14 protein-coding genes and 3 tRNA genes are annotated in these 13,192 nt (G+C 44.4%); 10 read left to right on the forward strand and 7 right to left on the reverse strand.

Annotated features, from left to right (window positions below):
• Nucleotides 1-27 precede the first annotated feature (27 nt).
• A complete protein-coding gene (locus ACN0RF_RS03085; protein WP_417438023.1) occupies nt 28-1,797 on the forward strand; it encodes a M61 family metallopeptidase in 1,770 nt (589 codons plus the stop codon).
• Here the strand turns inward: ACN0RF_RS03085 and ACN0RF_RS03090 are convergent.
• From ACN0RF_RS03090 to ACN0RF_RS03100, 3 genes are read right to left on the reverse strand one after another with little or no spacing between them, the layout of a single operon-like run.
• Entirely contained in the window at nt 1,794-2,615 is an 822-nt protein-coding gene (locus tag ACN0RF_RS03090) for a M23 family metallopeptidase (RefSeq protein WP_034820816.1), read from the reverse strand. The two genes, ACN0RF_RS03085 and ACN0RF_RS03090, sit on opposite strands and share 4 nt — an antisense overlap.
• Nucleotides 2,608-3,492 carry a 6-carboxytetrahydropterin synthase gene (locus tag ACN0RF_RS03095; protein ID WP_417438024.1) on the reverse strand — a complete coding sequence of 295 codons (885 nt, stop codon included), beginning with the start codon at nt 3,490-3,492 and terminating at the stop codon, nt 2,608-2,610. Before ACN0RF_RS03095 ends, ACN0RF_RS03090 begins: the two co-directional genes overlap by 8 nt.
• 59 nt (nt 3,493-3,551) lie before the next feature.
• Nucleotides 3,552-4,196 carry a LysE family translocator gene (locus tag ACN0RF_RS03100; protein WP_034820811.1) on the reverse strand — a complete coding sequence of 215 codons (645 nt, stop codon included), beginning with the start codon at nt 4,194-4,196 and terminating at the stop codon, nt 3,552-3,554.
• An 83-nt stretch (nt 4,197-4,279) separates the two neighbouring features.
• On the opposite strand from ACN0RF_RS03100, the gene ACN0RF_RS03105 reads away from it, so the two are divergent.
• The 6 genes from ACN0RF_RS03105 to alkB all read left to right on the forward strand — a co-directional run bounded on the left by ACN0RF_RS03105 (nt 4,280) and on the right by alkB (nt 7,954).
• Nucleotides 4,280-5,164, forward strand: a complete 885-nt coding sequence (locus ACN0RF_RS03105) for a LysR family transcriptional regulator (protein WP_417438025.1) — start codon at nt 4,280-4,282, stop codon at nt 5,162-5,164.
• Between the two features lie 108 nt (nt 5,165-5,272).
• Entirely contained in the window at nt 5,273-5,791 is a 519-nt protein-coding gene (locus ACN0RF_RS03110) for an acyloxyacyl hydrolase (RefSeq protein WP_034820805.1), read from the forward strand.
• A 75-nt stretch (nt 5,792-5,866) separates the two neighbouring features.
• Nucleotides 5,867-6,157 carry a PepSY domain-containing protein gene (locus ACN0RF_RS03115; RefSeq protein WP_034820802.1) on the forward strand — a complete coding sequence of 97 codons (291 nt, stop codon included), beginning with the start codon at nt 5,867-5,869 and terminating at the stop codon, nt 6,155-6,157.
• A gap of 22 nt (nt 6,158-6,179) precedes the next feature.
• On the forward strand, nt 6,180-6,710 hold the full coding sequence (locus tag ACN0RF_RS03120) for a cytochrome b/b6 domain-containing protein (protein WP_417438026.1): 531 nt from the start codon (nt 6,180-6,182) through the stop codon (nt 6,708-6,710).
• Nucleotides 6,694-7,314, forward strand: a complete 621-nt coding sequence (locus ACN0RF_RS03125) for a GNAT family N-acetyltransferase (protein WP_417438027.1) — start codon at nt 6,694-6,696, stop codon at nt 7,312-7,314. The genes ACN0RF_RS03120 and ACN0RF_RS03125 overlap by 17 nt, the downstream gene beginning before the upstream one ends.
• Nucleotides 7,301-7,954, forward strand: coding sequence for a DNA oxidative demethylase AlkB (gene alkB / locus ACN0RF_RS03130; RefSeq protein WP_417438028.1), 654 nt, complete (start codon nt 7,301-7,303; stop codon nt 7,952-7,954). The genes ACN0RF_RS03125 and alkB overlap by 14 nt, the downstream gene beginning before the upstream one ends.
• 5 nt (nt 7,955-7,959) lie before the next feature.
• On the opposite strand, the gene ACN0RF_RS03135 is transcribed toward alkB, so the two are convergent.
• The gene (locus tag ACN0RF_RS03135) at nt 7,960-9,270 is read right to left on the reverse strand and encodes a TPR end-of-group domain-containing protein (protein ID WP_417438029.1); all 1,311 of its coding nucleotides are present in this window, start codon (nt 9,268-9,270) and stop codon (nt 7,960-7,962) included.
• A 407-nt stretch (nt 9,271-9,677) separates the two neighbouring features.
• Between ACN0RF_RS03135 and ACN0RF_RS03140 the strand changes: the two genes are divergently transcribed.
• Genes ACN0RF_RS03140 through ACN0RF_RS03150 form a run of 3 tightly spaced genes read left to right on the forward strand, consistent with a single transcriptional unit; the run spans nt 9,678 to nt 12,590 of the window.
• Nucleotides 9,678-12,020 (forward strand): YdbH domain-containing protein, encoded by a 2,343-nt coding sequence (locus ACN0RF_RS03140; RefSeq protein ID WP_417438030.1) that lies wholly within the window; start codon nt 9,678-9,680, stop codon nt 12,018-12,020.
• A 12-nt stretch (nt 12,021-12,032) separates the two neighbouring features.
• Nucleotides 12,033-12,218, forward strand: coding sequence for a YnbE family lipoprotein (locus ACN0RF_RS03145; RefSeq protein WP_417438031.1), 186 nt, complete (start codon nt 12,033-12,035; stop codon nt 12,216-12,218).
• Between the two features lie 18 nt (nt 12,219-12,236).
• Nucleotides 12,237-12,590 (forward strand): YdbL family protein, encoded by a 354-nt coding sequence (locus ACN0RF_RS03150; RefSeq protein WP_417438032.1) that lies wholly within the window; start codon nt 12,237-12,239, stop codon nt 12,588-12,590.
• A gap of 238 nt (nt 12,591-12,828) precedes the next feature.
• On the opposite strand, the gene ACN0RF_RS03155 is transcribed toward ACN0RF_RS03150, so the two are convergent.
• From ACN0RF_RS03155 to ACN0RF_RS03165, 3 genes are all read right to left on the reverse strand, one after another.
• Nucleotides 12,829-12,915: transfer RNA gene (locus ACN0RF_RS03155), tRNA-Leu, on the reverse strand.
• A 25-nt stretch (nt 12,916-12,940) separates the two neighbouring features.
• Nucleotides 12,941-13,014 (reverse strand) — tRNA-Cys (locus ACN0RF_RS03160).
• A gap of 6 nt (nt 13,015-13,020) precedes the next feature.
• Nucleotides 13,021-13,096: transfer RNA gene (locus tag ACN0RF_RS03165), tRNA-Gly, on the reverse strand.
• Nucleotides 13,097-13,192: the final 96 nt, after the last annotated feature.

Genomic DNA, 13,192 nt, shown 5'->3' on the forward strand with positions numbered 1-13,192 from the left:
AGGCTGTGTCAAGCAAAGGAGAGTCTCTTGATCGCTTACGATATAAGACCCATCGATTTACATGGGCATTTATTTAATGTCACTCTCACTATTGAACAAACCAATGATGAGCAGGAACTCTGGTTACCAAACTGGATTCCGGGCAGTTATTTAATACGGGATTTTAGTAAACACATTATTGGCTTGCACGCCGAGAGTAACGGCCATTCTCTGGCGGTTAAACAAATAAGTAAGAACCGCTGGCAACTGGCTCGTTCGAAGCATCCTGTTACTGTGCACTATCAGGTATACGCCTGGGACTTATCGGTTCGTTCGGCTTATCTGGATCAGTTTCAGGGCTTCTTTAATAATACCAGTCTGTGCCTTGCTGTTGAGGGGCAAACCGACCTTCCCTGCGAGCTACATTTGCATGCGCCGCCAGAAGCTCCACAGTGGAAGGTCGCAACCGGGATGCCCCGGAAAAATGGGCAAGCACATTCCTGGGGATGCTTCCGGGCCGATGATTATGACGCGTTAATTGACTATCCTTTTTTAATTGGTGACTTAACCATCGAAGAGTTTATTGCTCACGGCATTAAGCACTCTCTCGTCTTAAGCGGCCGCCATTATGCTGATACCTCGCGTATAACGGCGGATTTAGCCAAAATTTGCGAAACTCAAATTAGCTTGTTTGAGGAAGCACCTTTTCAGTCTTATACCTTCCTGACCATGGTGGTAGGAAGTGGTTTTGGCGGACTGGAGCATAGAAATTCAACCGCATTGCTTTGCAGCCGTAAAGATTTAATCAGCGCTCATCAATACGAAATGAATGACAACTATCAGACCTTTTTAAGCCTGTGTTGCCACGAATACTTCCACAGCTGGAACATTAAAACTCTGAAGCCACAGGCTTTTCTTCCTTATCAGTTGGATAAAGAGTCGTACACTGAGCAACTCTGGTTCTACGAAGGTATGACATCCTACTTTGACGACTACCTTTTGCACACCAGCGGCATTATTGACGAAAAGCGTTATTTAAAGCTGTTAGGCGACACTCTGTCGCGGGTTGAGCGTGGTGCCGGGCAATACCAACAAAGCGTGACAGAGTCGAGCTTTCTGGCCTGGACTAAGTTTTATCAGCAGAACGAGAATGCACCGAACAGTATTGTTAGCTACTACGCGAAAGGTGCATTAATAGCACTTAGTCTCGATCTCATGTTGCGTTTGCAATCCGATCATAAACTGACTCTGGCAAGAGTTATGAAAGAGCTTTGGCATGAGTTTGGTAAAACATCCATTGGCACAGCTGACGACACGGTCATTAATTGGCTGAATCAGTATCCCGGCATTGATGTTTCCGACTTTTTGAAAGATGCCCTATACAACAAAGAACCGCTGTCGCTTGTGGAGTTGCTGCAAAACTTTGGCGTTATGGTTCAGAAACAGGTGCCCGTTGATGATAACAGCGTCGGTGGAAAAGCGTCAGAACAGCCTGCGCGTGTCAACTTTGGAGCTAAGTACAAAGCGTCGTCGCAGGGTCTGGACGTTATTAACGTGTATCATGATGAAAGCGCTTATCACGCAGGTCTTTCTGCAGGCGACAAAATCATCGCAATTGACCATTTGCAGGCAACCGAGCAGTCGGTTAAACGAATTCTGGAGCGATATATTCCCGGAGATACGGTTACGATTCATGCGTTTCGCCGCGACGAGCTAATGACACTGGAGCTTACCTGGCAAGAACCGGCTAAAAGCAGCTATGTTTTAAGCGTAGAACAACCAGATAAGCTGAAAGGCTGGTTAACGCCTCCCGGTTAATCCATATAAAGCTGGGGAAGTAAGGCCGGATCTAACCGTTCATTTCCCCAGTTAACCCGCCAGTCCAGGTGAGGTCCCGTAGCACGGCCTGTGGCACCGATAGCACCAATTGAGTCGCCCTGCTCAACTTTGTCACCAACCTCGACATGCAGCTCACTCAGGTGCAAATACGTTGTGTTCACTTTATAACCATGTTCAATAATGATGGTACCGCCTGAGTAAAATAAATCAGGTTCAGCCAGCACAACCTCACCCGGCCACGGCGCTTTAACCGGAGTCCCTGTTGGCCCGGCGATATCTTCCCCATAGTGTGGATTGCGGGGCTCGCCATTAAAAATTCGCTGACTGCCGTAAACACCACTAATGCGGCCTTCGGCGGGCTTAGTAATTGCAGTCAAAAAGTCCGTTCGTGTGGTTTCTTTTTGTCTGGCTAACCAAACCTTTTCCGCTTCTTTTCTGGCTCGTTTTACCTGTTCAGGATCTGGTGTCACGGTCTTTTGCGGTACACCATCGACACGATCAATCTTGTATTCACGAGGCTCTAGTTTGAGTTCCTTAGTGATAGTTTTCTCGCCTTTACTGACAACTAAGGTGTTTTCTAATTCAGCCTTGCGCGGAAAACCAAAAACAATATACCCCTGCTCGGTTACCTGCAGAGCTTCGCCGTTCAGTGTTGCAGTAACACCAGGCTCAGATTTAGCCAGAATTAAAGCCCCCTGAGTTAAAGACCCTTTTATTTCTAACGATAAAGGCTCATCGGCTGAGGCCACATTCGCCGAACACAGCGCTAAAGCAGCGGCAACAATCATTTTACGCATAGGCTATTGCTCCTTTTCCTACCCCTTCGAAGGCGCGAACTTCTACAGCCTGACCCGCATGCTTAGATTTAATTTCTGCAGCGAGAAAATCCGCAATACACTCAACTGTTGAGTCTGTCTCTATAACAAAGTTCTCTGCATTCGGAACAATAAGCTCAAACAGCCCCTGGTCGGCAACATAGCTGTAATAGGTATGAGTCGAGTCGCTGGTTACAGACGTTGCAGCCTCGGACAGCGTCAGTTCTTTCTTTGAACGAACATCTTCGGTAGTGCCCAGATAGATGTCTTCCCACTTATCTGACCATTCTTTTTCCAACACCGGTTGGCGAATGTTATCCAGTCGAATTTGAATTTTTGAACGATGACCATGAGCAATACGTTGGCAATTACCGTCGTGCTTTTTCAAACCATGTGTGTAGTGATAGTAAAAACCATCGATATTTTCTGGTCTCAGAAGCAGTTGCAGACCTTCGACATTAACCGGTAATTCGCGCTTTATAACGGCTTTCAAGTAGTCCGTTACTGTCTCTATGGAGACAACATCTGCATCGATAAAGGCGAAGGCATCGGCCGGGCAAAACAGATGAATAGAACCTTGTTCCGGGCGCAGAAAATCGACCCAGTTAGCGCTGTCATCAGAGTTGTGCGTTACTTTTGTATACGAATGCTCTGCCGGTACGACCAATTTATGGTCAACCGAGTTATCGATAATGGCTTTAACCTGCTTTTTAACCCGACCAAAGTCGAGCACCATAGATTGCTCATTTAACGCGCCATCCAGCACGATATCAACAATCCAGCTCTCACCAACTATCCCCCTTTCCGGGCATAAGTAAGAGCAATCAATAACGGTCAAATCATTCACAAATAACTGCATAGTGAGCTTTTCTCATCTCTTCTTCGGTAACTGTAACTAGTATAACCTGAAACGCTTTATCAGATAAGCTCTATCAGGTTTGCCCACTCCCATAATAATTTTAACGACAATAAAATAAGGGCAGCTCCCATCGTACGATCAACCCAGTGACTGTAGTGCCATAGTGTTTTAAAAATGCGGGGTTGAGTCAGCAACCATGTGAGGAATAAAAACCACATACCGGTCGCAACAATTAGGTAAATACCATAACCAAACTGGATAGCAAAAGGCGTTTCCGGGGCAATAATAGTAGTAAATAAAGTTAAAAAGAAAATAGTCGCCTTTACATTTAAGCCATTAGTAATAAAGCCGACAATAAACGCTTTCCGTTTACGCGGCTGGGTCGCGGCCAATTCACTATCGGACATATCCTTTCTGGGTTTAGCTTTAATAGCCTGAGTTCCGATGAAGCCTAAATACAATGCACCGGCACAAAGTAAAGTCTGATAGAGCCAGTCAGTCTGGTGAATAATCAGCGCCACACCAATAAGCGAATAGGTAACATGAATAATGATTCCTGATGCCACACCTAAACTCACCCAATAACCTGCCTTACGACCAAAACTCAGGCTATAACGTGAAACCACCGCAAAATCAGGCCCCGGGCTCGCAACCGCAAACAGGTGGATCAAAGCGATAGTTAAAAACTCACTCCAGTAAGACAATACAAACTCCTTATTGCGAAATTTAACTTTAGATGCCAGAATCAAAGTTACTTTTTATTAATTACAGATTACTATTAATCAACATGAAAAACACTAAACTCCCCTCATTAAATGCATTGAGAGTGTTTGATGTCGCCGCCCGAAGTGGCTCTTTTAAACAAGCCTCGCAAGAGCTTGGAGTAACTCAGTCTGCCGTCACCCGACAAATACAAACTCTGGAAGAACAGCTTGAAGTTCGCTTATTCCAGCGAGACAACCGGGTTCATTCGCTCACTCCTGTCGGTCTGGAATTAGCACCTCAAATTGAGCAAATATTTGAACAACTGGAGCGTACCATTGAGCGCACCCGAAACCTCAGTGACAATACAACAACCCAGTTAACCGTCGCAATCAGTTCTGAGCGACTGCGCTTTTGGTTAGCAGCAAAGCTTGCCGATTTTCATTCTCTGTACCCGCACATTCAACTTAGTTTCAGCCGTTGCAATGAGTACTTTATTAATGAAAGCGCCGCAGAAATGGCGTCAGCAATACAACATCAAAGCTGGGATCTTGCCATTGGTTATGGAAAAGTCACGGATAAGCACATTCAGTCCATTGTGTTACAGAAAAATCAAATGATCCCGGTTTCTGCCATTAAGACCAATGAGTCACCTTTCCAACTGCCCTGGTTAGTAAACCCTGAGAATCCCGATCATCAGGCAATATTAAAGACCTACAGTCAACAATTGAAATCCACACGTATTATTCATTGCAATGATGTACAAATGTCGCTGGACTTGTCATTCGCAGAACAAGCTGTGGCATTAATTGACAGTAGTCTTATTACGCCCGGACTGTCTAATTTAAAAGTCTATAACGACTCCGCACAGCCCTGTCAGTATCCGCTAAGCATCTATTATCGCAAACGACAGAGGCAGCCCGTAGCCTTGGTAGCGTTCATAAAATGGCTGCAAATGATTACTTCTTGAATAAAGACTAAAAAACGCGCAGTCAGTTAGCCAAAGTTCATTTTCCAGTTTACATACATTCATGTTTGTATGTAAAATGTCACCCCTTTTTGGTTATTGGAGAGTGATATGTGGTTAAGAGCATCACTGGTTGTACTAATAATATCGAGTTTTTCATCTTTTGCGGACGAGGTTCACGTTGCCGGAGCCTATTCCACAGACCAACTGCGTGGTGTAAGAGCGGGTTATAGGGTCACCAACCTGCCGATCGAAATGCCTACCTGGTTAGGCTCACCCAGCCTTCATTTAGAAGCTGCTTTAAACCACTGGCAGGATTCAGATAATACAGCGGACAATATTACCGCTTTTACCATTAGCCCTATCCTCTCCTGGCAAATAGCCGGAACAGAGCGGCCACTGTACGTAGAAGCAGGTATTGGCGGCAGCTACTTCGACAAAACCCAGATAGCTAACCGACGCTTATCAACTCAGTTTCAGTTCGAAGATCGGGTATCGCTTTCGTGGCAATACAGCCAAAGTTCCAATGCTCGCATCGCTTTAGGGTATACCCACTACTCAAATGCTGATATTAAGCGTCCAAATGACGGACTGGACTTTTTATGGATGAGCTGGGTTTTGCCATTTTAATGTTTGAAGAGCGTTAGCGTTATTCAGTTGAAGTTGCTACATTTGATTCTAAGTTTTATTTAAAATGGAGAACTTATGAAAAGCCAACTTATTAAATTATCTGCAATTGCAGCCAGTGCTTTATTTGTCACCGCTTGCGGAGCCCCTGAATCAGGCACCACACAGTGCACTATGGAGCCGAAGGAAAACTGGTTGGATCAAGAGCAGTTCCAACAGTCGTTGAAAGAACAAGGTTACAAGATTAATGAGTTTAAGGTAACTGACGGAAATTGCTACGAAATTTACGGTCAGGATAAAAGTAAACAGAAAGTTGAAATTTACTTTAATCCTGTAGATGGCAGTATCGTCAAGCAAGAAACCGAGTAACTCAGTAAGGAAGGCAGTACCAATGATCATTTGGGATAGATTTATCAGAACTTTTCATTGGTTGTTGGTGCTGTGTTTTTGTCTCAATTACTTTTGGCTTGAACCCGGAGGCAGTTTTCATCAGGCCGTGGGTTATACTGCCGCAACCTTAGTTATTATAAGGATTATCTGGGGTTTTACGGGGCCGGCAAAAGCACGCTTCCATAACTTCCTCCCTTCTGTTGCTGGAGTTAAAGAGCACGTCGCAGAACTTAGCCACAGAAAAGTAAACCAGGCTCAGGGGCATAACCCGCTCGGTGGCCTTATGGTGTTCTCTTTTTTGGCTTTATTCTTACTGCAAGCCATTACTGGCTTCCTCCGCGAAGAAATTAATGCGCTCTATGGAGACAGTTTTCTAACCTCCATTCATTCTGTTTCTGCCAACATCATTTTTGCTCTGGTTATTATTCATATTATAGCGGTAGTTGTTACCGCATATATTGGTAAAATAGAGCTTATTCGTCCTATGATCAGCGGCAAACGCCGAACCAAACACCATGACCGAGCAAAATAAAAAGCGAGAACGTGTTTATCAGGTCTCCAGTAACAGGGAGAAGTCCTCTCATAAGCTGCGTTACGTTGAGGCATCTGCGCCTCATGAAGATGACTGCCGTTTATGCGTAGGTTCCCTTGCAACGACAGATGCGCAGCCTTGCGATTTTACAGTAGCCAATACCAGCTATAACGACATTTCCAAAATTGCATTTTTAGAAAAACAGCTTTATTCAAATGACGCTTATTCTGCGGCCTTTTTCTATCAGGCATTAAGACAATGGCCACACACCTTTTTAACTCTAAAGGCGGGAGAAAAAACGGCAGGTTATAGTTTAATGGTTCCGGTTTCTGACTCTGGTTTATCTCTTATGTCGCTATTGGTGGGAAAAATATTCCAGGGCAAGGGACTGGGCAAGTTGCTATTAAGCGATTCTATAGCACTTGCGCGCAGCCTTGGTTATAAACAAATGGAGCTTAGTGTCGCGCCAGACAACGCCTCAGCAGTTTCGCTTTACCGGAGCTTTGGCTTTAACACCACACAAACGGTGCGTGACTATTTAGGACCAGGCCAGGATCGCTTGCTAATGACGCTTTCACTCCTGGAAACTGATGTCGTCTCTTGACCTCTTTGCCAACAATGGCTCAGAACCATTAACCACCGAAATAAGTGAGCAAGCCACCCTGTTTCACCAATTTTTGTTGGCGGATGATGAAGCTTTGCTCAATGATATCCGTGGGGCTTTAAAGCAATCACCGCTGCGTCACTTAACAACCCCTGCAGGCCATAAAATGTCGGTGAAAAGTAGCAGTTGCGGAAGCTACGGCTGGCTCAGCGATAAGCACGGCTATCGTTACCAGAATACCGACCCTGCAACAGGTCAGCCATGGCCTGATATTCCCCAAAGTATTCTAGTAAAAGCAACGCAAGTTTCACGGTTAGCCGGTTTTGAGAATTTTATGCCTGACTCTTGTCTCATCAACGTTTACACGCCGGGTGCAAAAATGGGACTCCATCAGGATAAAAATGAAACTGACTTTTCCAAGCCCATCGTCTCATTTTCTTTTGGGTTACCTATAACCTTTATGTGGGGCGGTTTTAAACGTTCTGACAAGTATCAGAAGTTCAGTCTTCAGCACGCCGATGCGCTTGTCTGGGGAGGAAAAGATCGCTTGAGATATCATGGAGTTCAACAACTTAAAGAGGCTATGCACCCGTTAACCGGACGCTGTAGAGTAAATTTGACTATACGTCAGGCTGGTTAACCCAATCAGCAACTCCCCAACTTTTCCATATAATTGAAGATATCGTACTCTTTTGCTTTTGCCATAAGTTCATTGCGCTTTTCACTACAGAGGCTCTCTGTCGCAACGTGAAACTCCTGAAACAGCTGAAAGCTTTGTTGCAGCAAAGCGCTATCGCGCTGATTAAAAAAGCCGTGATGTTGACTGCCCCAATAATGGGCGTGACGAAACAACTGCTCTGCTACCTTGGCAAAAACTAAAGGATTAAGTACCCGGTAATGGCGGTATTGCTGAAACAACTGATAATTGGCTTTCCCCTGCTCTGTTAACAGATCCATAGGTTCGTCCATCAGCATATAATTGTATAAATAGTTATTATTGAATGATGCCAGACGTTGCCAGTATTCACGCTCATCATCGTTTTCGCAACTATCAATTCGAGCACTCAGTTCAGAGATATCATAGAACCTAAAGTTTTTTAATAAATGGCCACGCATAAACCGCACGAATGAGTCAGACTGCTGCACCGCAAAATTCTCAAAGGCTTCGAAAAGCTCCGGCGTAACATAGTTAAATTTCGGCTTTAATGCCTGGTACTTATTCGACAGACAACGAAACCGTGGGTGCTCTCTAAGACCGTCAAGGTCTTCGTCATTTAACAGGCTTTCCATGCCGGTGTAACGAAAATCTAAAGCAAGCTCAATACAGTCAAGGGCACTGTCCTGCTCTCCGGCTAACCAGTACACACACGCGGCGTTGTGCAAAATAGACGGGTTTAACCAACTGAATTGCGCCATGCTTAAGTAAACCTGAACTCCTGCATCCAGAAATGCCTGATCGGGCTTTTCTTTGTATGCATCACAGCAAAGAGCCAGATAGTATTGAATAAGATTATAGAACTCAGGGCTTTCCTGATAGGTTTCCCACTTCACATCGAAGTCTTCATTAAACCAACGCTCAATTAAAGCTAACGACTTTATAGGTGATAAATTTTCGGCTTTCGGAAGCGGTACACGTTCATCAACTTTATTGTCATTTGCGGCATTCACATTGGGTAATACACTGTGGGCTTTCTTAGCTTGTGCTGGTGAGCGAAAAAGCTTATCGCCAATGACCACATAGTGTTTGTCAACTAAACCAAAAGGCTTCACCGTAGCGGTTGCGACATCGAGCTCTGTAAAACAAGTGCAATGCCCAGTTGTATGATTATACGAATAGATAAAACAACCATTAAAAAAATAGCTAAACTGAACATCACTTTCCAGAGGTTTACTGCACCCCATAAACACCGGGGTATCCGGCGTCACATTGACTGCTGTATTGGTTATAGTGCTCACGGATAGCTCCTGTCGCAAGTTATTCAAAAGCCATTAATGGTGAATTAATAGACAGCGTTTAGACTATCTGCGTAACTCAGCGTATAAAAGAGGCTTTACAGAACTTTAACTTTCAAAGTGCAATTTCTGACTAGAAGCTAGAACCAATAATGACGAAATGCCTGCAGTCAGCGCTTTTTATAATTATGATAGTTATCATAATCGAAATTAAATGAAGGTAAAGCTTTTGTTTGTTTTTTAACCAGATCAAGTGAAAAGCTTTTAAAGAGAGGCCGCGAAGTTGGTTTTGCCTTGAAGGGTTCATCCGTGCTAACTATAGTTATAAAACAGCAAGTTAAAGAGCATCGTTTATTAAAAGGACTAATATCTAAATGAAGCTATGGCGGTTAATATCACTCGGCAGCTCCATGCTTCTCACACTTCTGCTCATTGCATTTGCTATAGCATTGTTCGGCTACTTCTATTTAAACCAGCAACTGAAATTGGCTGGTGTTACTGACTGGGAAGTGGAATTTGAGAAACTGACTACCAGCCACATTGTGATTAAAAGGCTAGAAGCAACAATTGACTCCTCACCCGAATCGACCGGAACCAGTCCCTCCGCAGCGATAAATCTCGCGCAGATATTCTCCATGGAAATGCCGGCTTTATTACCAGAACGTATCGATATTAAGTCGCTACAGCTGAAAGGCAGCTTGTTGCCCGAAAATGTCTCTTCAAGTCTCTCACTGATAAACAAGAAAAATGTGCGCTTAGAAGTTAATAGTCAGGATCCATTTCTCGCTACTCTGAAAATTTTTAGACAAAATGGCCAGATAAAATTAAAAGCTCGCTACGACAACACTCTGTTACAAGCTAATTATGATTACAACTCAGGAAGGCTGAAAGCCGGTGGCAGTTATCTGTTAGCGGCACAGCAGTTTGCAGACAAAGTAACGGCCGAACCAGTGTCGATTGATGCTAAGTGGAACGGTAATCTTGCACCTGATATTGATTCAGCAACATTGGAGAGTCTTATAGCGGCACTGTCCGGTGAGCTTGTCGTGTCAGTTAAACAGCCCACTTTAATAAAGATAACCGACACTACCACAGCGACAACAGGTGAGCTTCAGTTACATGTGGATAAGGGGGTTATAGATTCGTATCAGCTTGAGCTGAACGGCAGTACCGAAAACTTAACGTCGTTAATCGAGCCAAAGCTACCAATACAATTGTCGTCGTTATCGTGGGAGCTGAAAAGTAATGACAGTTTGGGCGTTTCACTGCTCAATACTCAACAGGCTGTTAATAAAACCCGATGGCCTTTAAATCTGAGTGCTGTGGCTAAAGGTGAAAAAAACGAGGCGATTCGCCTCGCCTCTGAGTTATCGTTAAAGCAAAACCAATGGCAATTTAACTCGTTTGAACTCGATTATGTGCAGCTGAATGCGGACAGCATTCAGCTTCCTGTTGCCGGGCAATCAATGACGATAAGCAAACTCATATCGGATTTTTCCGGAACAATTTCGACCACAGCTGCCGAATTCCATAGTACTGAACCAACCCACATTGAGCTTAAAGCTTTAGACAACGACGCCTCGGCCACACTGAGTTTCAATAGCATTCATTACCCGTACTCAGAGCCTGAGAATACGCTTGCAGAGTTTGACCTTAACATTCACAGCAAGGCGATTAATTTCGAGCCGATACGCAACCTTGAAGCCGTTTTTGACAGTAAGTTTCAATATCAACAGCAGCAACTGACCGGTGACGGAGAGCTGGTACTCGGTGACCATATAAAAGTGGCGCACCATAGCCAGGTTAATTCTGATCAGCTGAAAAGCAAAATTGAAGTGGCAAATTTTAACTGGAAGCAAGTTCCACAACTGGATGCCCTGCTGACAACTATGATGCCTCAACTTGTTGTCAGTAAAGCGGCGATTAGCGGCCAGACAGATGTAACTTACTCCATAAATAATAACCGCTGGCGCCTCGATAACGGGCAGTTAGAGATTCAAAAAGGTGACTGGGTTTTTGATACTTTATCTGTGGTGAATAACAATATTGACTTTGGTTTCAGTGCCAATAATGAAAAACTTAGGGTTGATAACGCACAACTTCACATTGGTAGCGTGCAACAAGGCTTTGCGCTGGGCCCAATTACCGCTGAGTTTAAGGCCGACCTGCCCTTTCAACAACCGTTACAGTCAACGCTTGATTTAACTAATCACACCATTAAAGGTTTTGGTGGCAGCATTAGCGTACCCAACCAGAGTTACTCTTTAACCAACAGCTTTGCACTACCCATAGTGTTTGAGAAAATTTCGCTGGGCGAACTTATGCGTCAGTATCCCAGCAACAAAATTTCCATAGATGGTGAGGTTTCAGGAACCATACCCGTTCACTGGGACTCTAACCACTTAACCGTAGAAAGGGGTTACCTGAATGCGCTGGCTCCGGGTGGGCACTTGCAGGTAGATTCGTCCGCCCTGGTTCAACTTGCGGGAAGTAACCCCAGCCTACAAACTTTGGCCGGCGTATTGGGTAACTTCTATTACCAGCAACTGTCTACGACCGTTGACTATAATGACAATGGTAAATTGACCTTAGCAGTGCAGTTAAAAGGCTCTAACCCTGAGCTTGAAAATGGACGTCCGGTAGAGCTTAACGTAAGCTTAGAAGAAGACCTGCCCGCATTGATAAAAGGACTACAGATAAGCAACAGTTTGAATGATGTGATCCGTAAACGAGTACAGCAGAAAATCAATTAATCAGGGGATGATATGAAGCAATTTTTTTTACTAATAAGCGTGCCCTTATTCGTTCTGGGGTGTACCCCGACGGTACAGGTCGCAGCACCTAAAGAGCCTATTACTATTAACTTAAACGTTAAAATAAAGCATGAAATTTACGTGAAAGTTGATAAAGCGCTCGACGACGTAATCTCTGAATCCAGTGGCCTGTTTTAACGACAAAGGAATGCAACAATGAAATATTTACTAACCGCAGTTTTAGTTGCTTTTATTGGCTTATCAAGCCCTATGGCACAAGCACAACAGCTAAACTTAGAGCAATCAATGGCACAGTTAAGTGACGCAAAAGAGCAAGGTCTGGTAGGTGAAAAAACCGACGGTTACCTGGGAGTAGTAAAGTCTACCGAAACAGCCGAGCAAATTGTTAAGCACATTAACGAAGCTCGTCGTCAGGAATACACGCGCATTGCTAATGACAACGACATTGCTGTTGCCGATGTCGAGCTGTTAGCCGGAAAGCGCGCCATTGAGCGCAGCAAATCAGGTCACTACGTAAAAATTGACGGAGAATGGAAGCAGAAGCCTTAATTGGCTTCTTCTTTGGGTTCTGTTCTAGTAAATTTTACCTGTATGTTCCGACTTCAGCCATTTTAACTTGGCTCTATGCATCTCACCTGCGGCTAACCGCAGGCTACAACATCAGAAGTAGCACCAAGTGTTCGTATTTTCCAATAGGTTTTAATAAACAAGGGGAATCAAGGAATCGCCTGAGAGGCTTTATTTATAAGACTTTATAAACTTTCAGATACTGCTGTAAATTCGGAATTGGTGCCCGGGGCCGGACTTGAACCGGCACGAAGTTACCTTCGAGGGATTTTAAATCCCTTGTGTCTACCAATTCCACCACCCGGGCACTACATAGAAGTGTTCTCGAATAATGGAGGCGGGTCCCGGAGTCGAACCGAGATCCACGGATTTGCAATCCGCTGCATAGCCATTCTGCCAACCCGCCAGAATTTGGAGCGGGAAACGAGATTCGAACTCGCGACCCCAACCTTGGCAAGGTTGTGCTCTACCAGCTGAGCTATTCCCGCACCGTCATCTGCCGTGGCATTCTACTGTTTAATCGTTTTCAGTCAATGACTTTTTATCATTTTAATGACTGTTTGCACAAATTTACGGCAAAGCAG

Origin of the sequence: Idiomarina sp. (assembly GCF_048260185.1) — a bacterium.
Classification (GTDB): Bacteria; Pseudomonadota; Gammaproteobacteria; order Enterobacterales; family Alteromonadaceae; genus Idiomarina.

What these genes read in the sequence shown, in the direction of transcription:
- ACN0RF_RS03150 (WP_417438032.1), top strand. Translation starts at nt 12,237, where the DNA reads ATGAAATATTTACTAACCGCAGTTTTAGTTGCTTTTATTGGCTTATCA.
- ACN0RF_RS03105 (WP_417438025.1), top strand. Translation starts at nt 4,280, where the DNA reads ATGAAAAACACTAAACTCCCCTCATTAAATGCATTGAGAGTGTTTGAT.
- ACN0RF_RS03145 (WP_417438031.1), top strand. Translation starts at nt 12,033, where the DNA reads ATGAAGCAATTTTTTTTACTAATAAGCGTGCCCTTATTCGTTCTGGGG.
- ACN0RF_RS03090 (WP_034820816.1), bottom strand. Translation starts at nt 2,615, where the DNA reads ATGCGTAAAATGATTGTTGCCGCTGCTTTAGCGCTGTGTTCGGCGAAT.
- ACN0RF_RS03110 (WP_034820805.1), top strand. Translation starts at nt 5,273, where the DNA reads ATGTGGTTAAGAGCATCACTGGTTGTACTAATAATATCGAGTTTTTCA.
- ACN0RF_RS03095 (WP_417438024.1), bottom strand. Translation starts at nt 3,492, where the DNA reads ATGCAGTTATTTGTGAATGATTTGACCGTTATTGATTGCTCTTACTTA.
- ACN0RF_RS03120 (WP_417438026.1), top strand. Translation starts at nt 6,180, where the DNA reads ATGATCATTTGGGATAGATTTATCAGAACTTTTCATTGGTTGTTGGTG.
- ACN0RF_RS03125 (WP_417438027.1), top strand. Translation starts at nt 6,694, where the DNA reads ATGACCGAGCAAAATAAAAAGCGAGAACGTGTTTATCAGGTCTCCAGT.
- ACN0RF_RS03140 (WP_417438030.1), top strand. Translation starts at nt 9,678, where the DNA reads ATGCTTCTCACACTTCTGCTCATTGCATTTGCTATAGCATTGTTCGGC.
- alkB (WP_417438028.1), top strand. Translation starts at nt 7,301, where the DNA reads ATGTCGTCTCTTGACCTCTTTGCCAACAATGGCTCAGAACCATTAACC.
- ACN0RF_RS03115 (WP_034820802.1), top strand. Translation starts at nt 5,867, where the DNA reads ATGAAAAGCCAACTTATTAAATTATCTGCAATTGCAGCCAGTGCTTTA.